Below are 25,021 nucleotides of genomic sequence, written 5' to 3'. Positions count from 1 at the left end.
AGCCGGGGCGGCGTGAAGCTCAGCCGAGGCGACGCGCCTCGCTCACGCCCGGCAGCGCGTCCAGCTTGCCCAGCAGGTTCGACAACTGGTCGTAGTCGCTGACCTTCAGCCTCAGGCGCAGATGGGCACGGCCACTGTTGCGCACGTTGTCACTGTGGATGTCGAGCACGTAGGCGTCTTCCTGGGCGATCAGGTTGGTGATGTCCTTCAGCAGCCAGCGGCGGTCGACCGCATTGACCACCACGTCCACCTCGTAGCCGCCCCCGGCCTGGCCCCATTCCACCGGCAGGATGCGCTGCGGGCTGGTGGCCGCCAGCCGGGCCAGCGCGGCACAGTCTGCCCGGTGCACGGTGACACCACGGCTACGGGTGAGGTAGCCGACGATCGGTTCGCCGGCCACCGGCTGGCAGCAGCGCGCCAGCTGCACCAGCAGATTGCCCACGCCCTGCACCGTGAACTTGGACTTGCCCAGGTTCTCGCGGCGGGCGGTCGGGCGCGGAAGCGCCGGCGCAGGGGCCGGCTGGCTGGCCGCGCGCTCTGCCTCCAGCAGCGTACGGCTGACCTGGTTCGGGCCGGTGTCGCCCAGCGCCACCTGGATGTAGAGGTCGTCAACGCTGTCGGCATGGAACTTCTTCGCCGCCACCGCCAGATCCGAATGCTGCAGCCCCAGACGCTTCAGCTCGCGCTCGAGCAGTTCGCGCCCGGCCTGCACGTTGCGCGCGCGGTCCAGCTTGTGGAACCAGCTGCGCACCTTTTCGCGCGAGCGGTTGCTGGCCAGGAAGCCCAGCGCGGGCATCAGCCAGTCGCGGCGGGGGTCGGCCTCCTTGCCGGTGAGGATCTCGACACGGTCGCCGCTGCGCAGGCGATAGGTCAGCGGCACGATGCGGCCATTGACCTTGGCGCCACGGCAGCGGTGGCCCACCATCGTATGTACCTGGTAGGCGAAATCGAGCGGCGTGGCCCCCTGGGGCAGGTCCAGCACCTCGTCCTTCGGGCTGAGCGCATAGACCCGGTCCTCGGTCAGCTCGGCGTCGAGTGCCCCGGCCAGTTCATTGCCCTGCCCGTCCTGCGCCTGCTCCAGCAGCTGGCGCATCCAGGTGATCTTGCGATCGAACGACTTTTCCGCGCCCTTGCCGCCTTCCTTGTACTTCCAGTGCGCGGCCACGCCCAGCTCGGCCTGGGAATGCATCTCGTGGGTGCGGATCTGCACTTCGATCGTGCGCCCTTCCGGGCCGACCACGGCGGTGTGCAGCGAACGGTAGTCGTTGGCCTTCGGGCGTGCGATGTAATCGTCGAACTCGCTCGGCACCGGGGCCCACAGCGCATGCACCACACCCAGCGCGGCGTAGCAGGCGGCGACGTCGTCGACCATCACCCGCACCGCGCGGATGTCGTACAGCTGGTCGAACGCCAGCCGCTTCTTCTGCATCTTCCGCCAGATGCTGTAGATGTGCTTGGGGCGGCCACTCACTTCGGCATGGATGCCCTGTGCGGCCAGCTCGCGCGACAGCTGCTTCTTCACGTTCTGCACGTAGCGCTCGCGCGCCACGCGGGTTTCGTCCACCTCGCGCGCGATGCGGCGGTAGGTTTCCGGCTCCAGGTGGCGGAACGCCAGGTCCTCCAGCTCCCACTTCAGCTGCCAGATGCCCAACCGGTTGGCCAGCGGCGCATGGATGTCACGGGTCAGCTGCGCCAGCGCCCGGCGCTGCTCGTCGTCCAGCTTGTCGGCAGCGCGCATTCTCGCCAGCTGCCGGGCCAGCAGGATCGGCACCACGCGCAGGTCGCGGATGATCGCCAGCAGCAGGCGGCGCAGGCCCTCGCTGTTGCGCCCGGCCTCGCGGCCAGCATGCAGCGCCCAGACCGGATCGGCGGCGTCCTGGCCGTCGAGCAGGCCGATCACCGCCGCCTTGTGGTTGCCCAGCGGCAGCTGGTCCAGGCTGGCGCGCAGGCCGGGCAGGTCGAACAACAGCGCGGCAACCACCGCGCCTTCGTCGGCCGAGAGCATCGACAGTGCATCGAGGGTATCGCCCAGCACCGACCAGCTGGCGCGCATCTGGTGGTCGCACTCCGGTGCTTCCCAGTGTTCGCGCAGGGCCTGGCGCAGCGGAGCGGGCAGCACCGCGGCGGAGGGACGGTTCAACAAGGCATCCAGGCCGGGGACAGAAGCGCGGTTCACAGCATCGAGCAGGCAAGACAGAGGTTCCTACACTAGCGCCGGCGCCGTTCAGGGACAATCACCGCAGCCACCATCACCCGGCATGAAGACATGCCGCTACACTCGCCGGCAAACCCAGGAGAGTTCCGCCATGCCCTCGATCGCCCCACGTTTCCGTCCACGGCTGCTGGCCTGCGCCGCACTGCTGCTGTCCCTGTCGGCGCCTGCGCTGGCCCAGCGCGTGGTGGACGGTGACCTGCAGCAGCAGATGTCGCCGACCGAATTCAAGGCGGCCGGCCTGGACAAGCTGAGCGCGCAGGAACTGGCCACGCTCAACCGCTGGCTGCAGGGCAAGGTTGAAGCGGCGACGACCCAGGCTGTGGCAGCGGTACGCGAAGAAGCCCGCGAACAGGGCCGCCAGGAAGTGATCGTGAAGAACCGCGGGTTCTTCGATTTCGGCAGCAGCGAGCCGATCACCGGCGTGCTGCAGGGCGAGTTCCGTGGCTTCGGCAAGGGCCGCGTCTACGTGCTGGACAACGGCCAGGAATGGGAGCAGACCGACAGCACCAGCGTGGTCGGCGTGCGCAAGCAATCGCCCAAGGTCAGCATCAAGCCCGGCGTGATGGGCGTGTGGTACATGAAGGTGGAAGGCGTGAACAGCCAGCCCAAGGTGCGCCGCTCCAAGTAGTGGATCCACGCCACGCGTGGATGACATTCCACCGTACCCCGCCGGTCATCGTCCGGCGGGGTCGGGTCGGGGGTTACGAGGCCTGGCGCAGTGCCGTCACCCGCTGCGCCAGCTTCTTCGCCGAAATGCCGGTACGTGCCCCCAGCTCCTGCGCGAACAGTGACACCCGCAGCTCTTCCAGGTCCCAGCGCAGCGCCTGCCATTGCGGGCGATCGCGCAGGCCCTGCTGCTCTGCCGTTTCCAGCGCTTCCAGGAACGGATGCAGTTCCAGCATGCGTGCCTGGTCACGTGGCGGATCACGCTTGGCGCGTTCGCTGCGCAGGATCATCGCCTTCAGGTAGCGCGGATACTGCGCCAGCGCGTCGGCCGGCGTGTCGCGCAGGAAGCCGGGGTGGATCAGCCCGGACAGCTGCGCTTCCATGTCGTCCAGGTTGCCGCGCGCCCAACCCATCAACGGTGCTTCCAGCATCGGCTTCAGTTCCGCCACCAGCGCCAGGATGGTTTCGGCCAGTTTCAGCCGCGACATGGCCTCGCCGAACAGGGCCTTGGCCGCATGCTCACGGCGCTGTTCGAAGGCCGCCGCATCGCGGATGTCTTCCAGGCCCTCCGCCAACACCGCGTTCATCGCCGCATCCACCAGGTCTCCGCGCAGGCGCTCCTGCGACTCGATCGCCGCATACAACAGGCCGGTCTTGGCGCCCACCGGCAGCTGCTTGCGCGCCTGCTTGACCTTCTCGGCCAGGGCGAACTCCAGCAGCCGGCGCACGCCCAGCGGGTGAGCCTCCTGTGCCTGCTGCCGATCGGCGAAGATGCGCAGCGCCACGCTGTCACCCTCGTCCAGCAATGCCGGATAGGCCGGAACGCCGGCTTCACCGGGCACCTGCAGCGGCATCGGCGTGGCCGGGAACGTGCGCAGGCCATCGGCCGCCATCTCGCGGCCAGCGCGTGCAGCGAACGCATCGCCGGCACGACCGCCGAATTTCGCGCGCAGTGCGTCCAGATCACGCGAAGTGGCCAGCACCTTGCCCTGCTCGTCGCGCAGCCGCAGGTTCATGTGCAGGTGCGGCTCGATCGAACCGGGCTCGAAATCGAGCGCGGTCACGGTGGCACCGGTTGCACGTGACAGGAAACGTGCCAGTTCGCCGGTGATGGCATCGGCGCTGGGCTGCGGGAACGCCTCGTAGAACGCGCGGCCGAAGTCCGGCGCCGGCACGTAGTTGCGGCGCGTTGCCTTGGGCAGGCTGCGGATCAGTGCCGAGGCCTTGTCGGCGACGAAGCCCGGCGCCAGCCAGCCCAGCTGCACCGGGTCCAGTGCATTGAGCAGGTGCAGCGGCACGTCCAGGGTCACGCCGTCATCGTCGGCACCCGGCTCGAAGCGGTAGTGCAGCGGCAACCGCGCCTGGCCCAGCGCCAGGTATTTCGGGTAGCGCTCCTGCTCACTGCCCTCTCCGGGCAGCAAGTCTGCGAGCGACCAGTGCAGGGTCTTGCGCTGTTCCGGCACCAGCCCCTTCCACCAGGCATCCAGGCCCGCCGCCGAATGGATCTGCGGCGGCACCCGGTCCAGGTACCAGCGCGCCTGCCAGTCCTCGTCGGCGACGATGCCGGCACGGCGCAGCTTGGCTTCCTCCTCGCGGGCGACCTCCAGCACTTTCTGGTTGTCGGCCACGAAACTGGCGCGGGTGTTGATCTCGCCGGTCACCAGTGCCTGGCGCACGAAGATGTCATGTGCCTCGCCCGGCTCGATGCGGCCGTAATGCACCGGCTTCTTCGGCGCCAGCACCAGGCCGAACAGGCTGATCTGCTCGGAGGCCAGCACCTGTCCCTGCGCGCGCGACCAGTGCGGATCGAAGTGCTTGCGCAGCAGCAGGTGCGGCAGCTCGGCAATCACCCAGTCCGGTTCGATCGCGGCCAGGGTCATGCCCCACACCTTCTGCGTATCCAGCAGGTTGGCCACCAGCAGCCACGGCGGCGGCCGCTTGGACAGCGCCGACCCCGGGAACGGCAGGAACCGGCGCTGGCGTGGTGCCTGGAAATCGCCCTTCTCGGTGCGGTGGCCGATCTGCGTCGGCAGGCCCGCCACCAGCGCCCGGTGCAGGGTCTGGTAGGCGGCGGCGCGCACGCGTTCGCTGAAACCGCCGCCAACCGGCGCCTGTTCCTTCTGCGCGCGCACGGCCACCGGCGCCGGTGCGGCCTCCGCCTTGCCTTCGCGGGCCAGGCGCGCGGCGCGGTGCAGCTGGCCCCGGGTGGCTTTCACCGCCGCCGCGTCGTCACGCGCCGGTGCCGGCGCACTGCTGCCGGCCAGCAACGGCGCCATCGACGCCTCGCTGGCCTCCTCCTTCCAGCCCAGTTCCTCGCACAGCAGCCGCAGCTGGCGATGCAGCTCGCGCCACTCGCGCATGCGCAGGAAGCCGAGGAAATGACGTCCGCACCAGTCGCGCAGCTTGGACTGGGTCAGGTCTTCATGGGCCTGCCGGTAGGCATCCCACAGGCGCAGCACGCCGACGAACTCGGAGCGGTCATCGGCGAACTGCGCGTGCGCGCTGTCGGCCGCACCACGCGCTTCGGGTGGGCGTTCGCGCGGGTCCTGGATGCCCAGGAACGAGGCGATCACCAGCATCGGCCGCAGGCAGCCTGCAGCCTGCGCGGCCACCAGCATGCGCGCAAGCTTCACGTCCACCGGCAGGCGTGCCATCTGCTTGCCGATGGTGGTCATGCGCCGCTCGGCATCGATCGCGCCCAGTTCGGTCAGTTGCTGCCAGCCATCGGCCACCGCACGCTCGTCCGGCGCTTCCAGGAACGGGAAATCCTCGATGCGGCCCAGGCCCAGCTGCAGCATGCGCAGGATCACCCCGGCCAGGCTGGAGCGGCGGATCTCTGGATCGGTGAATTCGGGCCGCGCCTGGAAATCGGCTTCGGCGTACAGGCGGTAACAGATACCTTCGGCGATACGTCCGCAGCGACCTTTGCGCTGGTTGGCGCTGGCCTGCGAGATCGGCTCGATGTGCAGGCGGTCCAGCTTGTTGCGCGGGCTGTAGCGCTTGACGCGGGCGAAACCCGGATCGACCACGTAACGGATGCGCGGCACCGTCAGCGAGGTTTCGGCCACGTTGGTGGCCAGCACGATACGCCGGTTCGGCCCGGGGTTGAACACGCGGTCCTGGTCTTGGTTGGACAGCCGCGCGTACAACGGCAGCACCTCGGTATTGCGGTACTTGCGCCGTTCCAGCGACTGGTGCGCATCGCGGATCTCGCGCTCGCCCGGCAGGAAGATCAGCACGTCGCCGCGCGCATCCAGGCGGGTGATCTCGTCGATGGCCGACACGATGGCGTCGTTGACGGTGCGTTCGCCCTGGTCTTCGCCCTCGCCTTCCAGCGCGCGGTAGCGCACTTCCACCGGATAGGTACGGCCTTCGACGCTGATCACCGGCGCATTGTCGAAATGCTGGGCGAAGCGTTCGGTGTCGATGGTGGCCGAGGTGACGATCAGCTTCAGGTCCGGGCGCTTGCGCAGCAGCTGCTTCAGGTAGCCCAGCAGGAAATCGATGTTGAGGCTGCGTTCGTGCGCCTCGTCGACGATGATCGTGTCGTAGTTCGACAGCCAGCGGTCACTGGCGATCTCCGCCAGCAGGATGCCGTCGGTCATGAACTTGATGCGGCTGTCTTCGCTGACCTTGTCATTGAAGCGCACCTGGTAGCCGACCAGCTGGCCCAGTTCACTCTGCAGTTCCTGTGCGACACGGCTGGCCACCGCACGTGCGGCAATCCGTCGCGGCTGGGTGCAGCCGATCATGCCGGCCTGGCCACGGCCGGCGGCCAGGCACAGTTTCGGCAGTTGGGTGGTCTTGCCCGAGCCGGTTTCACCGGCGATCACCACCACCTGGTGTTCGCGGATCAGCCCGATGATGGCGTCGGCTTCACGCGCAATCGGCAGCTGCGGGTCCAGAGTAATGGACGGCTGCTGTTGCGCCCGCACCTGCCGGCGCTGCACCGACGCCTGCAAGGCCTGCTCGAAGGTGGCGGCCAGTGCCGCATCCTGTGGCTTGGCCTGGCAACGCGAGAGCATCCCCAGCAAACGGCCCCGGTCGCGGCTCATGGCGCCGTCGATGGCGGCACGCTGTTGGCGCAGGCGGGGCGATGGATTTTTATCGATAGAGTTCATCAATCGGTCCGTTCAAAACTTTGAAAGCGACCAGTCATCACGACCGGTTTATTGTGAAGGCCAACGATTCCACAAGGAGGAACCCCATGGCGAAGACCAAGAGCACGACCAAGGCCAAAACCGGCAAGCAGAAGCTTGCTGCGGCGGCACCGTCGGCACCGAACATCGATATCGGGATCACCCAGGGCGACCGCAAGAAGATCGCCGACGGTCTGTCGCGCTTCCAGGCCGATGCGTTCACGCTCTACCTGAAGACGCACAACTTCCACTGGAACGTGACCGGGTCGATGTTCAACTCGCTGCACACCATGTTCGAGACGCAGTACACCGAGCAGTGGGCGGCACTGGACGACGTGGCCGAGCGCATCCGCGCGCTGGGCTTCAATGCCCCGGGCTCCTACCGGGAATTCGCTGCGCTGACCTCGATCGCCGAGGAACCGGGCCTGACCGACAGTGCGGACTGGCGTGAAATGGTACGCCAGTTGGTGGTCGCCAACGAAGCAGTCTGCCGTACGGCACGTGAAGTGCTGGAGGTGGCGGCCAAGGGGGACGACGCCCCGACCGAGGATCTGATGACCCAGCGGCTGCAGACACACGAGAAGTACGCCTGGATGCTGCGTTCCCTGCTCCAGTAAGGGTTGGGGGTATTCGGCAGGGCTGCGCCCTGCACCCGCAGAGGCCTTAAATCAACGGCCAGAGCCAGAGCAGAAGCTGGTTTCCTGAGGGTTGGCGGGGTGGATCCGGTGGCAGGGGACGCCGTAAACCCGTCCTTGGGGGCTTGGCCGCGGCATCCATGCCGCGGACACCCCTGCCACCGGCCCCACCCCGCCTTCGACAGATTTCCGCGATCTGCCAGGGCATTGCCTGGGGCCAGATCCGTTTTTCCGCAGGAAAACGGATCTGACCCCATTTTGATTGTCGATATCTGACAGATTTCATCCACGCATGGCGTGGATGGCCCCACCGTCAACCGGAAGCTGTCGGGGGCGGATCGGTGTGGGCTTGCAGGACCGTTGGCGCCATGGATGGCGCCATCGAGCCCCCAGGGGTGAGGGCGCTTTGCTTGCGAAGCACTGCTTCGCAAGCGCCCGAACGCACAGCCGCCAGCGGCTGGGCCGGACCGCGGAGCGGGGTTTACGGCGTGTCCTGCAAGCCCACACCGCCCCGCCCAACCAGCAGACACGCCAGAGCCGGCTGTTGCCTTTGACGTTGCTCTGGCTTGTAGCAGGTGCAGGGCGCAGCCCTGCCGACTCCCCCGCCGGGGTAAACTAGCCGGATGGCTTCCCGTCCCGCGCACGACCTGCTCCAACGCGTCTTTGGTTACGACGATTTCCGTGGTCCGCAGCAGGACATCGTGGAGCATGTGGCTGCCGGTCATGATGCCCTGGTGCTGATGCCCACCGGCGGTGGCAAGTCGCTGTGCTACCAGGTCCCGGCCCTGCTGCGTGACGGATGTGGCATCGTCATCTCGCCGCTGATCGCGCTGATGCAGGACCAGGTCGAAGCCCTGCGCCAGCTCGGCGTGCGTGCCGAGTACCTGAATTCAACCCTGGATGCCGAGACCGCCGGCCGCGTCGAGCGCGAACTGCTCGCGGGTGAGCTGGACATGCTCTATGTCGCTCCCGAGCGGCTGCTGACCGGCCGCTTCCTGTCGCTGTTGTCGCGCAGCCAGATCGCCCTGTTCGCCATCGACGAAGCCCACTGCGTGTCGCAGTGGGGCCACGACTTCCGCCCGGAATACCGCCAGCTGACCGTACTGCACGAGCGCTGGCCGCAGATTCCGCGGATCGCGCTCACCGCCACCGCCGACCCGCCGACCCAGCGCGAGATCGCCGAGCGCCTCGACCTGCAGGAAGCACGCCACTTCGTCAGCTCCTTCGACCGCCCCAACATCCGCTACACCGTGGTGCAGAAGGACAACGCGCGCAAGCAGCTGACCGATTTCCTGCGCGGCCACCGTGGCGAGGCCGGCATCGTCTACTGCATGTCGCGGCGCAAGGTCGAGGAGACCGCTGAATTCCTCTGCGGCCAGGGCTTCAACGCCCTGGCCTACCACGCCGGCCTGCCGCCGGAAGTGCGCGCGAACAACCAGCGCCGCTTCCTGCGCGAGGACGGCATCGTCATGTGCGCCACCATTGCCTTCGGCATGGGCATCGACAAGCCGGACGTGCGCTTCGTGGCGCATACCGACCTGCCCAAGTCGATGGAAGGCTACTACCAGGAAACCGGCCGCGCTGGTCGTGATGGCGAAGCTGCCGAGGCCTGGCTGTGCTACGGCCTGGGCGACGTGGTACTGCTCAAGCAGATGATCGAACAATCCGAGGCCGGCGAAGAACGCAAGCAGCTGGAGCGGGGCAAGCTCGATCACCTGCTGGGCTACTGCGAATCCATGCAGTGCCGCCGCCAGGTGCTGCTGGCCGGTTTCGGCGAGACCTATCCCCAGCCGTGCGGCAACTGCGACAACTGCCTGACGCCGCCGGCCTCGTGGGACGCGACCATTCCGGCGCAGAAGGCACTGAGCTGTGTCTACCGCACCGGCCAGCGCTTCGGCGTCGGCCACCTGATCGACGTCCTGCGTGGCAGCGAGAACGAGAAAGTGAAGCAGCAGGGCCACGACAAGCTCAGCACCTACGCCATCGGCCGCGATCTGGATGCGCGCACCTGGCGCAGTGTGTTCCGCCAGCTGGTCGCCGCCAGCCTGCTGGAAGTGGACAGCGAGGGCCACGGTGGCCTGCGCCTGACCGATGCCAGCCGTGACGTGCTGACCGGCCGCCGCCAGATCAGCATGCGCCGCGACCCGGCCAGCAGCACCAGCGGACGCGAGCGCAGTGCGCAGCGCACCGGCTTGTCGGTACTGCCGCAGGACCTGGCACTGTTCAACGCCCTGCGCGGCCTGCGTGCCGAACTGGCGCGCGAACAGAACGTGCCTGCCTTCGTGATCTTCCACGACAGCACCCTGCGCAACATCGCCGAGCAGCGCCCGACCAGCCTGGATGAACTGGCCCGGGTCGGCGGCATCGGCGGCACCAAGCTGAGCCGCTACGGCCCGCGCCTGGTCGAGATCGTGCGCGAAGAAGGGTAACGCCGGGCTCCCTGTAGCGCCGAGCCCACGCTCGGCTGCCGTGGCCGCAGAAGCAGCCGAGCGCGGGTTCGGCTCTACATTGGTGCAGGTCCAACCTTGAACCGGCCATTCAGCCGGAAGTGCATCCACGGCCGCTTGCGGCTAGATTAGCGCCATGTCCCTCGCCTCGACCCTGCTCCGTGTCGTGCTCATGCTCAGCCTGCTGCTCAACGGGCTGAACGCGGCCATGGCCAGCGGTCACGAGGAAATGGGCCGGATGGCCCACGCGGCAGCCGACCTTGAAGGCGGCAATGCCGACTGCCACCACCACGCCGCCATGCACGCCGATCAGGCCCCGCAGGCCAAGGCCCCCGCCCACGACGCCCACTGCCAGATCAAGGACTGCGTGCGCAGCTGCGCCCAGCACCCGCTGCTGGTGGTGCAGGCGTTGCCGTTCATGGCCGGCCCGGCGTTGTCGCTGGCACCGCAGCCGATGCCGGCCACCGGCCGCCCGTCGCCGCCGCTGCCGCCGATCTCACGCCCTCCCATCGGCTGATTCCACACGCACTGTGCGCCCTGCGCACCGGAGCCGGCGGCCTGCCGGCGTCTTTCCGTGTCTGGAGTCTCCACCATGAATACCCGCAATCCCCCCGGTCCGGGCGTTGTGCCCATGCCGTCGCGCCGCCTGTTCGTGCAGGGCCTGGCCGCCGGTGGCGTGGTCGCCGGCATCGCCGCTGTCGGCGTGCCGCAGCGCGCGCTCGCCGCCGCCACTGCCGCCCCACGGCTTGCCGGTGCCCCCGCCGTGCTCAACGACACCCGCATCGAACTGGCCATCGGCGAATCGCTGGCCAATTTCACCGGCCGCACCCGCCCGGCGATCACCGTCAACGGCTCGTTGCCGGCCCCGATCCTGCGCTGGCGCGAAGGCCAGACCGTGGACCTGTTCGTGCGCAACACGCTGGAACGCCACCCGACCTCCATCCACTGGCACGGCATCCTGCTGCCGGCCAACATGGACGGCGTGCCGGGCCTGAGCTTCAACGGCATCGGCCCCGGCGAAACCTACCACTACCACTTCCAGCTGAAGCAGTCGGGCACCTACTGGTACCACAGCCACTCGATGTTCCAGGAACAGGCCGGCCTGTACGGCGCGCTGATCATCGACCCGGCCGAACCGGCGCCGTACCACCACGACCGCGAGCACGTGATCATGCTGTCGGACTGGACCGACATGGATCCGGGCGCGCTGTTCCGGCGCATGAAGAAGCTGGCCGAGCACGACAACTACTACAAGCGCACCCTGCCCGACTTCCTGCGCGACGCGAAACGCGACGGTTGGTCCACGGCGCTGTCCGACCGTGGCATGTGGGGCCGGATGCGGATGACGCCCACCGATATCTCCGATATCAACGCGCATACCTACACCTACCTGATGAACGGCACCGCCCCGGCCGGCAACTGGACCGGCCTGTTCCGCAGTGGCGAAAAGGTGCTGCTGCGCTTCATCAACGGCGGGTCGATGACCTACTTCGACGTGCGCATCCCCGGTTTGAAGATGACCGTGGTGGCCGCTGACGGCCAGTACATCCACCCGGTCAGCATCGACGAATTCCGCATCGCTCCCGCCGAAACCTACGACGTGCTGGTCGAACCCACCGGCCAGGATGCGTTCACCATTTTCTGCCAGGACATGGGTCGCACCGGCTACGCCGCCGGCACGCTGGCGGTACGCCACGGGCTGCAGGCACCGATTCCCGCGCGCGACCCACGCCCGTTGCTGACGATGAGCGACATGGGGCACGACATGAGCAGTGGTGGCCATGGTGGCCACGACATGGCCGCGATGAAGGGCACGGAAGGTAGCTGCGGCGCCAGCATGGGCCACGGTGCGCACGGCGGCGGTGCCGCCAGCAAGGTACCGAAGCATCCGGCCAGCGAGCGCAACAACCCGCTGGTGGACATGCAGAGTTCGGCCACCGAGCCGAAGCTGGACGACCCTGGCATCGGCCTGCGCGGCAACGGCCGCCAGGTGCTGACCTACGGCGCGATGCGCAGCCTGTTCGAAGACCCGGATGGCCGCGAGCCGAGCCGCGAGATCGAGCTGCACCTGACCGGCCACATGGAGAAGTTCTCCTGGTCGTTCGATGGCGTCCCGTTCGCCAGCGCCGAGCCGCTGCGGCTGAACTACGGCGAGCGCATGCGCATCGTGCTGGTCAACGACACCATGATGCAGCACCCGATCCACCTGCACGGCGTGTGGAGCGATCTGGAAAACGCGCAAGGTGAGTTCCAGGTCCGCAAGCACACCATCGACATGCCGCCGGGCACCCGCCGCAGCTATCGCGTGCGCGCCGATGCACTCGGCCGCTGGGCCTACCACTGCCATCTGCTGTACCACATGGAAGCGGGCATGATGCGCGAAGTGAGGATCGAAGAATGAGCCGCTCACTGCTTTCCCCCACCCTGCTGGCCCTGGGCCTCGCCGCCGCGTTGCCGGTGTTCGCGCAGTCGCACGCCGGCCATGACATGGGCGCGATGAACGCGCCTGCGAAGAGCGCGAAGACCCCGGCCGAACCGGTCGATCATTCAAAGATGGATCATTCGGAGATGGACATGGGTGCGGCGGATCAGGCCGGCATGGACCACTCCACGATGGACCATGGCACGATGCAGCCAGCGGCGATGGACCATTCGCAGATGGACCACGGGGCGATGGGCCACGGCACGCCTGCACCCACCGAACCGCGCGAACCGATCCCGGTCCCGACCGATGCCGACCGCGCCGCCGCCTTCCCGCCGATCGCGCATGGCGCGATGGAACACGCGCCGGAGATCAACAGCCTGCTGCTGATCGACCGGCTTGAGCATTGGGATGGCAAGAGCAGCAACGGCCAGGCATGGGAAGCCACCGGCTGGGTCGGCGGCAACATCAACCGCCTGTGGCTGCGCACCGATGGCGAACGCAGCCGCGGCCGCACCGAATCGTCGTCACTGGAAGCACTGTATGGCCGCAGCGTGTCGCCGTGGTGGGATGTGCTGGTGGGCGTGCGCCAGGACTTCCGCCCGTCCGACTCGCGCACATGGGCGGCCATCGGCATCCAGGGTCTGGCGCCGTACAAGTTCGAAAGCTCGGCCACGCTGTACATGGGCTCCGGCGGCCAGGTGCTGGCCAAGGCCGAGGTCGAGTACGACGTGCTGTTGACCAACCGATTGATCCTGCAGCCGCTGCTGGAAGCTACCGTTGCGGCCAAGGACGAGCAGGAGCACGGCATCGGCCGTGGCCTGAACAAGATAGAGGCCGGCCTGCGCCTGCGCTACGAGTTCAGCCGTCGCTTCGCGCCTTACATCGGCATCAGTCACGAACGCAGTTTTGGCGACACCGCCGACTATGCCGGTGACCACGCGCGCGACACGCGCTGGGTGGCCGGCGTGCGCATTTGGTTCTGAGCAGCGGATCGTGAGCAATGGCCAGCTCCGGCAGCCGCCGGGGCCGGCTACACTGCGCCACGTTCCAATGCAGGCACCGCCATGTCGTTGCAGATCCGCCGCGCCACCCTGGCCGATGTCGACGCCCTGTCGGCCATCGCGATTGCCACCTACAACGAAACCTGGGGCGATTCCTATCCGCCGCAGGAGCTGCACGATTTCCTGCAGGCGCACTACAGCAGCGAACCGCAGCGCATCGAACTGTCCGACCCACGCAGTGCCATCTGGCTGTTGCTGGACGGTGACGCCGTGGTCGGCTACCTGGCCGCCGGTGCCAACACCTTGCCGCACACGGATGCATGCGAGGGTGACATCGAACTGAAGCGGTTCTACATCCTGGCCGGACACCAGAACGGCGGACATGGTGCACGCATGATGGACGCGTTCATGGCGTGGCTGGACCAGCCGCAGCGCCGCACCCTGTGGGTGGGCGTGTGGGAAGAGAATTTCGGCGCGCAGCGCTTCTACGCGCGCTATGGCTGCAGCAAGGTTGGCGAGTACGACTTCATCGTCGGTGACACGCGCGACCGCGAGTTCATCCTGCGGCGGCCGTGACCATGCGCGCCCTGTAGAGTCGAGCCATGCTCGACTATTGGCAGCAACAGCCAGTCGGGCATGGCTCGACTCTACACGTTAGAAATCGAACAACTCCGACAGGAAGCTGTCCTTCTTCTTTTTCCTGTAGCCGTGTCCGCGGTTGTCCTCGTAGCGCTGGCCGAGGTGGCGGGTGTCACGATGCATCACCGGCGGCGGCGCGGGCGCCGGCTGAGCCTGCACGGGCGCAGGCGGCGACACGGCCGCACCGGAACCCGCGCGCTCGATGATCTTGTCCAGCTCGCCACGATCCAGCCACACACCGCGGCAACTCGGGCAGTAATCAATCTCGATGCCATGGCGTTCGGCCATCTGCAGCGTCTGGGTCTTGCACACGGGGCACAGCATCGGCATTGCTCCTGTCGGTCTGGTTTCGACTGTACCTGCACCGCGATGACTGTGCGGCAACGCGTGACCGATGGCACAGGGACTTCCGGCGCGTGTCCACATGCATACCGCGTGGCACGCTGCGTCCTTGTTCCGCAGGGAATGCGTACATGACCGTGTTGTCCCGCCTGCCCACCACCGCACGCCTGTTGCTGGTGCTGCTGGGTGTCGGCCTTGGCCTGAACCTGCGCGATATCGCCACGGCCATCGGCACAATTCCCGCACTGCCCATCCCCTATGGCGGCAGCCTGTTGGACAACGCGCTGGCGGTACTGGTGGCACTGCTGCTGGCCGCGTTGCTGCGGCCCCGTGGCATGAGCCTGCTGGCCAGCCTCGGGCTGCGCACAAACGGCTGGAGCGGTCCAATGTGGGTGTTGCTGGCCAGCCTGCCCTGCTGGCTCGGCCTGGCGCTGCTCGGCACGCCGAACACCGCGCTGACCGTCTTGGATGCCACGATGCTGGCGGTGCTGTTCCCGCTGGCCGAGGAAGTGCTCTTCCGCGGCCTGGGCTTCGTGCTGCTGGTGAAGATCGTGCGCGGCCCCTGGCCATGGCTTGCACTGCCGCAGGCGCTGTTGTTCGGCATGGTGCACTGGTTCGGCTTCGGCGGGTTCGACGGTGGCGGCATCGCGCTGTTCGTCGGCGCGGTGATCGGCCTGGGCGGCTTCATCTTCGCCTGGCTCGACCACCTTGACGGCAACACGCTCTGGTGCGGCCTGGTCCTGCATGTTTCGATGAACCTGGCCTGGAATGTGTTCAGCCTCGATGACGCCCTCGCATTGGGCTGGCAGGCCACCAGCCTGCGCATCGGCACCGCCCTGCTCGCGGTCGCGGTGCTGGCCTGGCACGTGCGGCTCCGGCGCCAGAGAAGCCTGTAACGCCCGCTTAGCTTGCCGTGCACGTCGGGATCACTACCGGCTTGCGCATACTTGCGCGCCTTTTCACCGTTGCTGTCCGGAGTTGTCGCGTCATGTTGCTGTCCAAGCGCCACGTTGAACCCCGCGTCCTGCTCATCGAGGACGCCGAGGAAACCCGCGAACTGAGCCGGCTGGCGCTGGAAAGCCAGGCCTGCCACGTAGTGGGCGTGAGCTCTGCCGAAGCGGCGCTGGGCCTGCTGGCCGCCGGTGAGCGTTTCGACCTGCTGTTCACCGACGTGAATCTGGGAGCGATCAGTGGCATTGAAGCCGCCAACCGGGTCCGCGGCCTCTATCCCCAGCTGCCGATCCTGGTGACGTCGGGCATGGACCAGCACCAGGTGCTGCCGCAGCTGCGCGACGGCATCCATTTCCTGCCCAAGCCGTACAACATGAGCGAGCTGCTCGACGCCATCCGGCTGTGCTTCCGGCACGCCGATGTGGGCGTGTTGACCGGGCCGGATGCACAGGCGGCCTGAGGCATTCATCAACCGCTGCTGTACGGTCCGGTACCCGGGAACACCTTCAGCAGTGCGCGGGTGATCATGTCCGGGTAGACGGTGAAGTGATCCTCGTCATCGATCACCATGTTCTCCACCTTCAACGATCGCCCGCTGCTGCGCAGCTGCTCGGCGAACTCGGCGTTGTGGCGCAGCATGTCGTTGCGGGTGAAGTAGCGCGGTTCGGGCTTGACCGTTTCAAAGCTGCCCACCGACAGCACCACCGTGGTCGGCTGCGCCGGCGCCTTGGCTTCGGCCTGCATGCGCGGCACCCGATGGTCGTCGAACCACAGCGATGGGCTGGACAGGATGTAGGTGCGGAACATGTCCGGGCGCGTGGTCAGCACATAGGCGCCGAACAGGCCACCATAGGAATGCCCCGCATAGGCACGCCGCGCCGGATCGGTGCGGTAGCGCGCATCGATCATCGGCAGTACCTGCCCAGCGAGGAAATCGCGGTAGTGCGCCGCGCCGCCGTAGCTGACATCATCGCTGTAATCACGCGGATCGGTACGCGCTGGGTCGCTGGGTGTGTAATCGCGCGAGCGGCTCTGCTTGGAGGTCAGGCCTTCCTGCGGCGGCAGCCCGACCAGGATGAAATCCTCGATGTTGACGCCCTTCTGCCCGACCATGTTGCGCACGCTGCGCACCAGCGGGAAGCTGTACAGCGCATCGGTCACGTACAGCACCGGGTAGTGCTTTTCCGGACGCGCCGCATAGTCGGCCGGCAGCGCCACCCAGACCGGATAGTCGCGGCCGACAGGGTCGTGCACGCGCAGCACTTCGGTGTCCGGCAGCACCACACCCGGCGTGGCAGTCGGCGCACTGTCCTTCGCTTCACTCTGCACTGCGGGCGGCGCGACCGACATCGCACAGCCACTCACGGCCAGGCAGGCCGCCATACTCCATCCACGCACACGCTGCATCCACACGCTCCCGTTGCGGGCGGCGCACCCGATGGCGCCGCTGCCGCATCGTTGCATGGTGTGCAGCCGGGTACCAGTGCGGTCAGGGCGAGGCCGGCGGCGGCGCCGGGAACAGCGTGCGCAGCGCCTGCAATGCGGCCGGGTGATAGATCGTGGCGTGGGTTTCCTCCGGCAGCGGCAGGTACTTCACCAGCGCAGATGGCGATGATTGCTCCAGCAGCGTTGCCAGCTGTGCGGCAGAGGCTGCCAGCTCCGGCTGCCCACTGCTGGCCAGGAACACGCGCGGCCGTGTGCGCGTCACCGCCGGCAGCTGTCTGGCCGCCCCGGCCAGCATTGCACCACGGTTCCACCACAGGCTGGGGTCCAGCGCGATATAGCTGTTGAACAGCGTCGGCTCCTGCAGCAGCGTCTCGACCACGAACAGGCCGGCCAGCGACTCGCCGATCAGCGCCCGCTCGTCGGTGATCGGGTAGCGCTTGCGTACCTGCGGCATCAGTTCATCGCGCAGGAACGCGCGGTAGGCCGCCGAGCCACCGATGCGCGGCGCGATCTTCTGGTCCTGCGGGTCCTTGCTGGGGCCGGTCATGTCGCGGCGGCGCTCGGTGTTCTCGATGCCAATCAGCAGGAACGGACGCATGCTGCCGTTGCCGCTGAGCACCTGCACCAGCCCGGCCACATGCAGGAAGTCCTCGCCGATGCCGCCGTCGGGCATGTAGAGCACCGGTAGCGGTGCCTTCGGGTCCAGCCCCCACGGCTGCGGGCGGTAGACGTTGATACGACGGGTCTCGCCCAGCGCCTTCGACTCGACGGTGAAGGTCTCGCCGATGACCAGCGGCGTGGCGGCGGCGGGCGACGCGGATTCGGCGGCCATCAGCGGCGCGGCGGAGACGACGGACAACAACAGCGACAGCACGATCAGACGCATGGGACGGCCCATCCTGGGAAAGATGCCGAGCATAGACCGCCGGAGGCACTGTCGTTCGCGGCACTTTGCCGATCTGCCGGAACTGGAGCACCATGGAGCCGGTGATGGTCATGCAACGGGCACCTTGGCTCAAGGACTGGTCGCCGCCACGCTCATATCCACAAGGAGGTTCCCATGTTGAGTGTATTGATCGCCACCACCCTTGCCGCCGCCTCACCGCAGTCCAGCAGCACTCCGCCAGCATCCGCAGCGTATGCGGACTGCCTGCTCGCCCACCTCCAACCGGGATTGTCCGACCACGCGATCCCGCTGCTGCAGCAGGCCTGCGTCGCGAAGTATCCGGAGAGCTACGTCGCATATTCAGAACTGGAACGCCGGATCAGCGCGCAGCGCCGGGCTGACTTTGACGCGGCTCAAGCGGAAGCCGTGCGTTCCGCGAATGCGGCAGCGACGGCCGCACAGCAAGCTGCCGACGCGGCGGCCGCAAAAGCCAAGGGAATGCGGGCGAAGTAGAGGCCACGGACCAGGGCAACAAAAAAGGCACCGCATTGCGGTGCCTTTCTGAATGACCTGGGTCATTGGATGCAATGGTGGGCCGTGAAGGATTCGAACCTTCGACCAAAAGATTAAAAGTCACTGGGCAACTTCATTATTTTCAATGTGTTGCGTCTCTATCCGTTCCGCTTCAATCTTCGAGGCTGCCACTTGAAAGCCTTGGGCCACAAAGGGCGCGGGAATTTTGCGGAACGGATTTCCAACCCTCCAGCAGGCTTCGGCGAGTCCTAGCCCATCCAGTCGAAAGGCGGCTTCAGGCTGTCCTTCAGCAGGCGGTTCCCCGCGATCGCCTCCCGGTACTCCCGGATCTTGGCCACGTCCTCGCGCAGCCGGACCTCGTGCCTGGCCACCCACAGCTCGGCTCCCGCCTGGCCCTGCTCGTAGCTGCTGCACCAGCGGAACGGGCCGCCAGGGCCATGCCGGTGCCGATCAAGCGAGGCAATCCAGATGCCGTCGTTCACCCGTTGGGCCATAGCCACCACCCACACCCCGTGGCAGGCGATCACGGTCAGGGGTTCATCCGGGCGGCTGGCGGACCTAGTCGTCCAGTTGAAGTCGGCGGGGAGCGGCATGGCCGGGAGGATACGACCGGCGGTCGCAGATCCTGCGAACACGCCGGCCCACCGCCTGAATAGTTCGGTCTACCGCCGTTCGCTATGCGGCGATGGCGTATGGTTCGACCAGCGAAGTCAGTAGGTCCATGGCCGTTGCGTTGGCATCGTCTGCGTCGCCACGCTGATTGAACCGGGTCCAGTCGGCATGTGCCAACCGCTTCAGCTCTACCGGTTCTACCGGAAGCCATTTCATCGGCCAGAACGGGAGGCGGCGTTGCCCCACCCGGCCCCGCTGCAGTTCCACGATTCCGTTGTGGCTGCTCGCGCCCAGCACGCGGGAGTACGCCACCGACAATCCGTCTTCCGGCCCCTCCAGGTATTGGAGGAAGCGTTCGCCATCGAAGAGGAGCACCCCCGTAACTCCAGCATTACGGTTGAACCGGGCCGCGTCGTCCACAATCTGATCCAGCTTTCCGTTGGACAGGCCCAGCTTGTCGCCAGCAATTTCCTCGCCGGCGCTGCTCACGTATACAACCGCCCTGATGGGCATGGCGCACCTCCTTGATGAGGCACGACCCTAGCAGAGGTATGAGAACGTTTACGTGAGGTAGCGGCAGCTTGCACAACGATTCAGGAAACCGTGATGCTGAATGCGGACGATCGTCACAAGATGGAGGCAGCGACCAAGGCAGCATGCCCGAAAATTCTCGGTACTCCGCAATGCCCGATACAGGCCTTTTCTACGTTCTAGATCTTGATGCAGTACGTGACCGCGCTGGCAACCTCGAACGCGTGACCGCGATCAGCGTCCGCTGCAACCACTGCAAGCACATCACCCATGCCAAGGCGCCTGAACTGGAGACCATGCCAGGCGGCGCCCTACTCGCATGCGCGGGATGCGGCGAGCGCCAGGCCGTCAGCAACGCCCGGCTGGTCGAATGTGACCACGTGCTGGGGCACACGCTACCCCGAGCAATGCCGGCCTGACCCGGCCATGTGCGGCCGATTCGTCCAGCTCCCCGTGATCGACTTCGGCCAGCCGGGGCTGGCTGACCTTGCCCCCGGCCTGGCCGAGATCCAGCCCAGCTACAACCTGGCACCGACGCAGCGTGCATCGGTGATCCTGGACCGCGGCGAAGGCCGGCAGGTGACCCGGCTGGCGTGGGGCCTGCTGCCCTTCTGGGCCAAGGCCAAGGGCCTGCAGGGCTCGACCATCAATGCGCGCATCGAGACCGTGGCCACCAAACCTGCCTTCCGGTCAGCGTTCAAAAAGCGCCGCTGCGTGATCCCCATGGCCGGCTACTACGAGTGGTCGGTGAACCCCGAGGACGGCAAGAAGGATCCATGGTTCATCCACGCCACCGGGCCACTGCTGGCCGCTGGCCTGTGGGAGGACACCAGCCCGCTGCTGCCCGACGGAAACCTGGGCACCTTCACAATCATCACCGGTGATAGCAGCGGCGTCTCGGCCGACATTCACGACCGCATGCCGGTGTGGCTGCAGGCCGGACAGATCGATGAGTGGATGGCCGCCAGCACCGACGACGCCATGGCCATGCTGCTGGCCAGCGAGCCGCCGGCGATGGAGGCCTACCGCGTCAGCCGCGCGGTGAACACGCCGCGGAACAACGTCGAAGACCTGCTGCAGCAGGTCGCATAGGCGCGCTTCAACCGACCCCCCCGCGGCATCTCGGTCCGGTGCAACCGGTCAGTAGTTCGTCACGTCCACCGCCATCACGATCCCGACCACGGCCTGGTTTGGCGAGCCACCTGTCCCGATCTTCGGAATGGTGATGGCGTTACCGAACAGGCCGTGCTTCCCGCTAACGCCCTGCCCGTTGCCGATCCCCATCACAGTGAAGCTGTTCTGGAACGTACTGGTGGCCGGGGCGCAGATCACCCCGGCGACCGTCTTGCCGGTGAAGTCAGGGAACCTGTCCTCTTCCATACCGCCATTGGGAAAGACGCCGCCTACACCGATGATCCGCATGGGCTTTGCACCCAGCGCGTACGTCAGCCGCCCGTTCGCATCCCACAACGCGAGGTACTGCGCATCTTCGTTGGCGGGGCGATCGAACACGTACGCCCAACCTTGCAGGCGCGCGGGCGTATTCGTCCACAGCGTCAGCCGGAACTGATTCGGACCGATCTCCTGAAGCTGTGGGAAGAACGGATACGGGTCACCGATGAATGCCACCATCGGGGCCTCGGCATTGATTATCATCTCCGCATACTTCCAGTTGCCCCCCGGGTTGTTTCCTGGGTAGGTCACCGGCGAAACATCGATGCGTATTTTTTGTTTCAGCACCAGCGATGGGGTGTCCTCGCTGATCAGCGTAGTCCCGGCATCGCTCAGAATCTCTACTGCTGCCTTTGCCATCATCGTATCCCGTAGTAGAACTTCACCGGCTTGATTGTCCCGACGAACTGACCGCTGCCATTCTTGTTCAGTGCCCAGTACACACGGCCATTCGCGTAACCAACCACGGGAACGTAGCCAAGCGAGTCGGAGGGAATGATGGGGATATAGAAGAACTCCCCAGGCGGCAGATTGGCAGCAAAGCCATTGCCAGGCGTTGTATCCGACCACGCCACACCGCACAGCAGGCCCAACCGGCTGGCGAGGTCCCATAGCCGATTGCCGTTCTCATCGTTCACTTCCATCACAATCTGCATGCCGCCTCCTGTCGGTTGCAGAGAGCCGGGTTCCCAGCCCTTCTTGGTTGATCACGGCACAACCCCCCATCGCATACGCAGACGCCCGTTCTGGTCGTAAACACGCCAGTTTCCGTCGCTGAACTCAGTGCGCATACCGGCGCTTGGAGATGACACACGGAACATGTCAGCCAGCACGTCGAAGGCAGATATCTCACCCGTAGCGGATAGCTGCACGCCACCGATCTTCTTGTCAGCACGCACGTTCACTCCCCACTGTGCGGATGCCTCCTGGCCGCCTGCTGTCCACGCTGGCGCGGTGGATGCTCCGTCAAGGACCTGACTGAACATCGGACGGAACATCCAGAAGTAGGGAGCAGACGTATCTGCACCTGCCGCTGCGCGGATGTAGACCGCCATGCGCGCACGACGGGCGCCCGGCGGAGCCTTGGAGATCACGAAGGGGCGCGGGAGGCTAGTAAGGCCACTGGTGGCGGAGTTGCCCAAATTCGACGGCACCCAGGTGCTGGACGGCGATGCCAACTGGTTGCCCGCAGAATCATAGAAGAACAACGCCAGCTGCGAGTCGCAGCGGTGAAGCTGCATGTATGCCGAAACGGTGTAGGTTCTGCCGGGCTCGATTGCAACGTCGGTATCCATACCGAACACTCGAATTTCACCAACTGCCGTGCCGCCCTTGGCTACCGAACCCAAACCAGTGACACCCGGCTGGTTCCAGGCGTTGCCGCCGGTCGGATTCCCAAGCTCGTTGAACCAGTCACCCGCGTTGCCCCACCAGCTCCAACCGTTGCGATTCCACATTGGGAAGGTGGAATTAGGCAGTAGGTTGCCAGACGCACCCAGCGATTTCATAGTGGCGTCCATCGTCACTACAACCGCCGAATCGGCTTTGCCACCAAGCTGTGCCTGCACACCCTGCACCGCGATGGCGTTGGCCGTGATCTGACCATCATGGCGCGTAGCGGTCGCGTTTAGGGTACTAAAGCCGCTAGCAAGTGCATCTACGTTACGGCCTTCGTCGAAGGTAGTAGCGTATCGACCCGTCTCCAACTTGGCACGACGGAATGACGCGTTGGAGTCGGTGTCGTAGCTATAGACTGCGATCTGCACCTTGGCGCAACCCGGGGGAGTTTCGCCAGTGAACTCGTAGCGCTTCCAGGTGCCCAGAGTATGGGTTGCGTCTGCACGGGGAGTCGTTCCGATGCGGTTATTGGCAGAGTCGAAGAACTCCATCTGCGCAAACACTGCACCGCGAACGTTGTTGCGGTACATGTCTACGCTTCCGGTGAACGGAGTGTAGGAAGCTCCATCGAAGGGGACTGCTTGGAACAGGTAGCGGTAGTCACCAGGGCGAGCGAGGAGTTGCAGAAATGTACCGCTCCAATCGGTGTAGCTAACAATAATCCCATCAGTACCTGCCCAATTCGTCAGACCGTCCGACCACTTCGGGTTCTGGAGCAGGTTCGGGCTGGACGAGTCCAACCTTGCCTCAAGCCGGCCTGTATGCGTCGCCTGCGCGGCGAGGCCCTGTTCAGTCTGTGTGACGCGCGTGGTCAACCCGCCAATCGCCGATGCGTTGGCGTTGGTCTTGCCATCCACATCGCCAACACGCGACGACAACTGCATGAGCTGCTCAGCCTGACTGTCAAGTCGCCCACCTTGCTGTGTCACCTGGGTGGTGAGCCCACGGATAGCCGAGGAATTGGCAAGTTCCTTGCCTTCCAGATCCGTGACCTTCCCGCCTATCTGAGTGAGTTGCTGTGTGTGGGCGGAGATCGTATCGCCGTGCTGGCTTACCGTAGACGCAAGCCCGCTGATAGCCGACGAATTGGCGGCGACGCCGCCCTCCGTGAGGGCTACTCGATCGGTAAGGCTGGTGAGGCTCTGCGAATTTGCCCGTACCTGCCCGTCGATCGTATTCACCTCTGACCGAAGCAGAGCCACAACCGCACTATCAGCCTTTTCACCAAGGCTCACACCGATCTGATCGATCTGTTGTCCCATCGCGGCGTGCTCGGCCGCATTCGCTTGTGCCAGCTGCTGGACGCTCGCCTCACTTGCTGTCTTGCCATTTCCATCCGGCATACGAGCGTTGATCAGCTGAATTGCCTGGGCATTGACCCCGTCGCCGTTGATACGTGCATCACGCTCACTGGCCACCAGGCCCGAGCGCACGCCCGTCACGTCGCTTCCTTCGTAATCACCTCGCATTTGCACGGCAAGCGATGATCGCTGGAGCGCCTCGGCTGAGTCCGCGGCGATTCGAGCTAGGGTCTCCTCCTGCACCAGGGCGACCGACGCGCCGGGTTGCGGACGCCCCACCGCAACGTAGTCGATAAGGTAGTAGTCCGCGACGGCCTGAGCATCCCCGACTTGAAGGCGGATTGCGTCGATGGTTGCCGGCCACCAGGCAACGTCCTGCACGTCGATCGTGGCCACGCCATCACCGTCCCATACAGGCTCTCGAGCACTGGCGCTCTTCGCCGCGTTCCAATCCTGATCAACGGTGGTGATCCATTGCAGGAGGCCTTTCCATGTCGGCGAGCCCACGCGCTTTAGACGCAGCTTCACAAAGCGATAGGCGCTGCCGTCCACGGCCAGCGCCACCGGCGACTGCACCCATGGCGCGGTGGCATGGTTGGCGGGCCGCAGCCAGCCATCCACGAGGGTGGGCGCACCGTTGCCCGTCCACCCTTCAATGGTCTGATTGAACGGCCAGAGCTTGATGCTGTCGAATTGCGTCCCGCTGCCGGCCGCGACCTCCGACACCGCGCGCGCCAACGATTCATCGGCGCTTTGCCGCAGCTGCTCCTCGCGGCTGATCGCCGCCTCGCGCGCCATCTTCTCGTTCAGCAGTGCATCGATCCGGGCCTGGGTCTCGGCGCTGATCGCCTGCATGGCTTCGGTCACGCCCTGCTGCCGAAGCAGGGCCTCGGCGACCAAGTCCTGTGCCGCCTGCGCCAAGCCGGCGGCGCGAGCAGCCGCCTCGTCTGCGATCGCTTGGATGCGGGCACTGATCTCCGCCGCCAGCTTGGCCTGCTGTTCGGCCAGGTCCTTCGAAGTTGTGGGCGGAACAGCGCCCACCACGGTTCCAGTGCCTGTCTTGCCGCGAACGGTCGGGGTGATCTGGAACCACCACGTCTTGCCGCTGCCGTCGCTATAGACGTAGCGCGTCTCGGTGGTGCGGTGGATCTCCGTCCAAGGGCCGTCTTGGCTCTCGCTGCGCGATATGACGTAGATCACGCCCTCCAGATCGACGGCGTCCCATTCGAGCACGACGCCGTCGGCCACCGGCGTAGGATTGACCCCATTCGCCGGCGGCACGTCCGACGCCTTGAAGGGCACCGGGAACCACGTGGAAAAGCGCGGCGCCACCGGAGACGCAGACGGCAGCCCGCCCACGCCGATTTCTACCAGCGTGAGTTTCCTTGCTTGCATTGCTGA

Annotated in this window: 21 protein-coding genes; 11 read left to right on the top strand and 10 right to left on the bottom strand. The window is 66.1% G+C overall.

Features of this window, described 5'->3' with window-relative positions; all coding sequences use genetic code 11:
• Nucleotides 1–19: 19 nt before the first annotated feature.
• Nucleotides 20–2,176, bottom strand: a complete 2,157-nt coding sequence (locus H4O10_RS07875; RefSeq protein ID WP_043035705.1) for a bifunctional (p)ppGpp synthetase/guanosine-3',5'-bis(diphosphate) 3'-pyrophosphohydrolase — start codon at nucleotides 2,174–2,176, stop codon at nucleotides 20–22.
• 130 nt (nucleotides 2,177–2,306) lie between these two features.
• On the opposite strand from H4O10_RS07875, the gene H4O10_RS07870 reads away from it, so the two are divergent.
• On the top strand, nucleotides 2,307–2,843 hold the full coding sequence (locus H4O10_RS07870) for a hypothetical protein (RefSeq protein WP_005410728.1): 537 nt from the start codon (nucleotides 2,307–2,309) through the stop codon (nucleotides 2,841–2,843).
• A gap of 73 nt (nucleotides 2,844–2,916) precedes the next feature.
• On the opposite strand, the gene hrpA is transcribed toward H4O10_RS07870, so the two are convergent.
• Nucleotides 2,917–7,002, bottom strand: coding sequence for an ATP-dependent RNA helicase HrpA (hrpA, locus tag H4O10_RS07865; RefSeq protein WP_088470543.1), 4,086 nt, complete (start codon nucleotides 7,000–7,002; stop codon nucleotides 2,917–2,919).
• 86 nt (nucleotides 7,003–7,088) lie between these two features.
• Between hrpA and H4O10_RS07860 the strand changes: the two genes are divergently transcribed.
• The 6 genes from H4O10_RS07860 to H4O10_RS07835 all read left to right on the top strand — a co-directional run bounded on the left by H4O10_RS07860 (nucleotide 7,089) and on the right by H4O10_RS07835 (nucleotide 14,104).
• Nucleotides 7,089–7,637, top strand: coding sequence for a Dps family protein (locus H4O10_RS07860; RefSeq protein WP_005410730.1), 549 nt, complete (start codon nucleotides 7,089–7,091; stop codon nucleotides 7,635–7,637).
• Nucleotides 7,638–8,278: 641 nt separating this feature from the next.
• Complete coding sequence (gene recQ, locus H4O10_RS07855) at nucleotides 8,279–10,084, top strand: DNA helicase RecQ (protein WP_049454762.1); 1,806 nt, start codon at nucleotides 8,279–8,281, stop codon at nucleotides 10,082–10,084.
• Between the two features lie 154 nt (nucleotides 10,085–10,238).
• Complete coding sequence (locus H4O10_RS07850) at nucleotides 10,239–10,619, top strand: CopL family metal-binding regulatory protein (RefSeq protein WP_049454760.1); 381 nt, start codon at nucleotides 10,239–10,241, stop codon at nucleotides 10,617–10,619.
• Nucleotides 10,620–10,694: 75 nt separating this feature from the next.
• Entirely contained in the window at nucleotides 10,695–12,503 is a 1,809-nt protein-coding gene (locus H4O10_RS07845; protein ID WP_049454758.1) for a copper resistance system multicopper oxidase, read from the top strand.
• The gene (locus tag H4O10_RS07840; RefSeq protein WP_088470262.1) at nucleotides 12,500–13,510 is read left to right on the top strand and encodes a copper resistance protein B; all 1,011 of its coding nucleotides are present in this window, start codon (nucleotides 12,500–12,502) and stop codon (nucleotides 13,508–13,510) included. The genes H4O10_RS07845 and H4O10_RS07840 overlap by 4 nt, the downstream gene beginning before the upstream one ends.
• Before the next feature lie 81 nt (nucleotides 13,511–13,591).
• The gene (locus tag H4O10_RS07835; protein WP_049404676.1) at nucleotides 13,592–14,104 is read left to right on the top strand and encodes a GNAT family N-acetyltransferase; all 513 of its coding nucleotides are present in this window, start codon (nucleotides 13,592–13,594) and stop codon (nucleotides 14,102–14,104) included.
• A gap of 78 nt (nucleotides 14,105–14,182) precedes the next feature.
• Here the strand turns inward: H4O10_RS07835 and H4O10_RS07830 are convergent, their stop codons facing one another.
• Nucleotides 14,183–14,491: a zf-TFIIB domain-containing protein gene (locus H4O10_RS07830; protein WP_024958169.1), complete on the bottom strand. Its 309-nt coding sequence runs from the start codon at nucleotides 14,489–14,491 to the stop codon at nucleotides 14,183–14,185.
• Nucleotides 14,492–14,640: 149 nt separating this feature from the next.
• On the opposite strand from H4O10_RS07830, the gene H4O10_RS07825 reads away from it, so the two are divergent.
• A complete protein-coding gene (locus tag H4O10_RS07825; protein ID WP_180845697.1) occupies nucleotides 14,641–15,405 on the top strand; it encodes a CPBP family glutamic-type intramembrane protease in 765 nt (254 codons plus the stop codon).
• A 92-nt stretch (nucleotides 15,406–15,497) separates the two neighbouring features.
• Nucleotides 15,498–15,920 (top strand): response regulator, encoded by a 423-nt coding sequence (locus H4O10_RS07820; RefSeq protein WP_005414268.1) that lies wholly within the window; start codon nucleotides 15,498–15,500, stop codon nucleotides 15,918–15,920.
• Between the two features lie 8 nt (nucleotides 15,921–15,928).
• Here the strand turns inward: H4O10_RS07820 and H4O10_RS07815 are convergent, their stop codons facing one another.
• Together H4O10_RS07815 and H4O10_RS07810 are read right to left on the bottom strand one after the other, a co-directional pair.
• On the bottom strand, nucleotides 15,929–16,867 hold the full coding sequence (locus H4O10_RS07815) for an alpha/beta hydrolase-fold protein (protein ID WP_049404673.1): 939 nt from the start codon (nucleotides 16,865–16,867) through the stop codon (nucleotides 15,929–15,931).
• A gap of 82 nt (nucleotides 16,868–16,949) precedes the next feature.
• The gene (locus H4O10_RS07810; RefSeq protein WP_033832976.1) at nucleotides 16,950–17,792 is read right to left on the bottom strand and encodes an alpha/beta hydrolase-fold protein; all 843 of its coding nucleotides are present in this window, start codon (nucleotides 17,790–17,792) and stop codon (nucleotides 16,950–16,952) included.
• Nucleotides 17,793–17,966: 174 nt separating this feature from the next.
• Here H4O10_RS07810 and H4O10_RS07805 point away from each other — a divergent pair, with 174 nt between their 5' ends.
• Nucleotides 17,967–18,305, top strand: coding sequence for a hypothetical protein (locus H4O10_RS07805; RefSeq protein WP_005410743.1), 339 nt, complete (start codon nucleotides 17,967–17,969; stop codon nucleotides 18,303–18,305).
• 269 nt (nucleotides 18,306–18,574) lie between these two features.
• Here H4O10_RS07805 and H4O10_RS07800 read toward each other — a convergent pair whose 3' ends face one another.
• On the bottom strand, nucleotides 18,575–18,919 hold the full coding sequence (locus H4O10_RS07800; RefSeq protein WP_182681000.1) for a hypothetical protein: 345 nt from the start codon (nucleotides 18,917–18,919) through the stop codon (nucleotides 18,575–18,577).
• A gap of 82 nt (nucleotides 18,920–19,001) precedes the next feature.
• The gene (locus H4O10_RS07795) at nucleotides 19,002–19,451 is read right to left on the bottom strand and encodes a BLUF domain-containing protein (protein ID WP_182680999.1); all 450 of its coding nucleotides are present in this window, start codon (nucleotides 19,449–19,451) and stop codon (nucleotides 19,002–19,004) included.
• Nucleotides 19,452–19,895: 444 nt separating this feature from the next.
• Between H4O10_RS07795 and H4O10_RS07790 the strand changes: the two genes are divergently transcribed.
• Complete coding sequence (locus H4O10_RS07790; protein WP_149501202.1) at nucleotides 19,896–20,561, top strand: SOS response-associated peptidase; 666 nt, start codon at nucleotides 19,896–19,898, stop codon at nucleotides 20,559–20,561.
• A 48-nt stretch (nucleotides 20,562–20,609) separates the two neighbouring features.
• On the opposite strand, the gene H4O10_RS07785 is transcribed toward H4O10_RS07790, so the two are convergent.
• Genes H4O10_RS07785 through H4O10_RS07775 form a run of 3 tightly spaced genes read right to left on the bottom strand, consistent with a single transcriptional unit; the run spans nucleotide 20,610 to nucleotide 25,015 of the window.
• Entirely contained in the window at nucleotides 20,610–21,281 is a 672-nt protein-coding gene (locus tag H4O10_RS07785) for a hypothetical protein (protein WP_111118829.1), read from the bottom strand.
• Nucleotides 21,281–21,577 (bottom strand): hypothetical protein, encoded by a 297-nt coding sequence (locus tag H4O10_RS07780; protein ID WP_149501203.1) that lies wholly within the window; start codon nucleotides 21,575–21,577, stop codon nucleotides 21,281–21,283. Before H4O10_RS07780 ends, H4O10_RS07785 begins: the two co-directional genes overlap by 1 nt.
• Nucleotides 21,578–21,628: 51 nt before the next feature.
• Nucleotides 21,629–25,015, bottom strand: a complete 3,387-nt coding sequence (locus H4O10_RS07775; protein ID WP_182680998.1) for a hypothetical protein — start codon at nucleotides 25,013–25,015, stop codon at nucleotides 21,629–21,631.
• Between the last annotated feature and the right edge of the window lie 6 nt (nucleotides 25,016–25,021).

Source organism: Stenotrophomonas sp. I18B00994, assembly GCF_014145825.1.
In the GTDB taxonomy this organism is placed as follows: domain Bacteria; phylum Pseudomonadota; class Gammaproteobacteria; order Xanthomonadales; family Xanthomonadaceae; genus Stenotrophomonas; species Stenotrophomonas maltophilia.
Note: the sequence above shows the minus strand (reverse complement) of the source record. Positions and strands in the feature narration are given on the sequence as shown.

Bases quoted from the DNA above. Each gene is read 5' to 3' on its own strand.
- H4O10_RS07840 (WP_088470262.1), top strand. From the start codon at position 12,500: ATGAGCCGCTCACTGCTTTCCCCCACCCTGCTGGCCCTGGGCCTCGCC.
- H4O10_RS07860 (WP_005410730.1), top strand. From the start codon at position 7,089: ATGGCGAAGACCAAGAGCACGACCAAGGCCAAAACCGGCAAGCAGAAG.
- H4O10_RS07830 (WP_024958169.1), bottom strand. From the start codon at position 14,491: ATGCTGTGCCCCGTGTGCAAGACCCAGACGCTGCAGATGGCCGAACGC.
- H4O10_RS07835 (WP_049404676.1), top strand. From the start codon at position 13,592: ATGTCGTTGCAGATCCGCCGCGCCACCCTGGCCGATGTCGACGCCCTG.
- H4O10_RS07850 (WP_049454760.1), top strand. From the start codon at position 10,239: ATGTCCCTCGCCTCGACCCTGCTCCGTGTCGTGCTCATGCTCAGCCTG.
- H4O10_RS07845 (WP_049454758.1), top strand. From the start codon at position 10,695: ATGAATACCCGCAATCCCCCCGGTCCGGGCGTTGTGCCCATGCCGTCG.
- H4O10_RS07800 (WP_182681000.1), bottom strand. From the start codon at position 18,919: ATGCCGCTCCCCGCCGACTTCAACTGGACGACTAGGTCCGCCAGCCGC.
- H4O10_RS07785 (WP_111118829.1), bottom strand. From the start codon at position 21,281: ATGGCAAAGGCAGCAGTAGAGATTCTGAGCGATGCCGGGACTACGCTG.
- hrpA (WP_088470543.1), bottom strand. From the start codon at position 7,002: ATGAACTCTATCGATAAAAATCCATCGCCCCGCCTGCGCCAACAGCGT.
- H4O10_RS07825 (WP_180845697.1), top strand. From the start codon at position 14,641: ATGACCGTGTTGTCCCGCCTGCCCACCACCGCACGCCTGTTGCTGGTG.
- H4O10_RS07805 (WP_005410743.1), top strand. From the start codon at position 17,967: ATGTTGAGTGTATTGATCGCCACCACCCTTGCCGCCGCCTCACCGCAG.
- H4O10_RS07810 (WP_033832976.1), bottom strand. From the start codon at position 17,792: ATGCGTCTGATCGTGCTGTCGCTGTTGTTGTCCGTCGTCTCCGCCGCG.
- H4O10_RS07870 (WP_005410728.1), top strand. From the start codon at position 2,307: ATGCCCTCGATCGCCCCACGTTTCCGTCCACGGCTGCTGGCCTGCGCC.
- H4O10_RS07775 (WP_182680998.1), bottom strand. From the start codon at position 25,015: ATGCAAGCAAGGAAACTCACGCTGGTAGAAATCGGCGTGGGCGGGCTG.
- H4O10_RS07795 (WP_182680999.1), bottom strand. From the start codon at position 19,451: ATGCCCATCAGGGCGGTTGTATACGTGAGCAGCGCCGGCGAGGAAATT.
- H4O10_RS07820 (WP_005414268.1), top strand. From the start codon at position 15,498: ATGTTGCTGTCCAAGCGCCACGTTGAACCCCGCGTCCTGCTCATCGAG.
- H4O10_RS07780 (WP_149501203.1), bottom strand. From the start codon at position 21,577: ATGCAGATTGTGATGGAAGTGAACGATGAGAACGGCAATCGGCTATGG.
- H4O10_RS07790 (WP_149501202.1), top strand. From the start codon at position 19,896: ATGTGCGGCCGATTCGTCCAGCTCCCCGTGATCGACTTCGGCCAGCCG.
- recQ (WP_049454762.1), top strand. From the start codon at position 8,279: ATGGCTTCCCGTCCCGCGCACGACCTGCTCCAACGCGTCTTTGGTTAC.
- H4O10_RS07815 (WP_049404673.1), bottom strand. From the start codon at position 16,867: ATGCAGCGTGTGCGTGGATGGAGTATGGCGGCCTGCCTGGCCGTGAGT.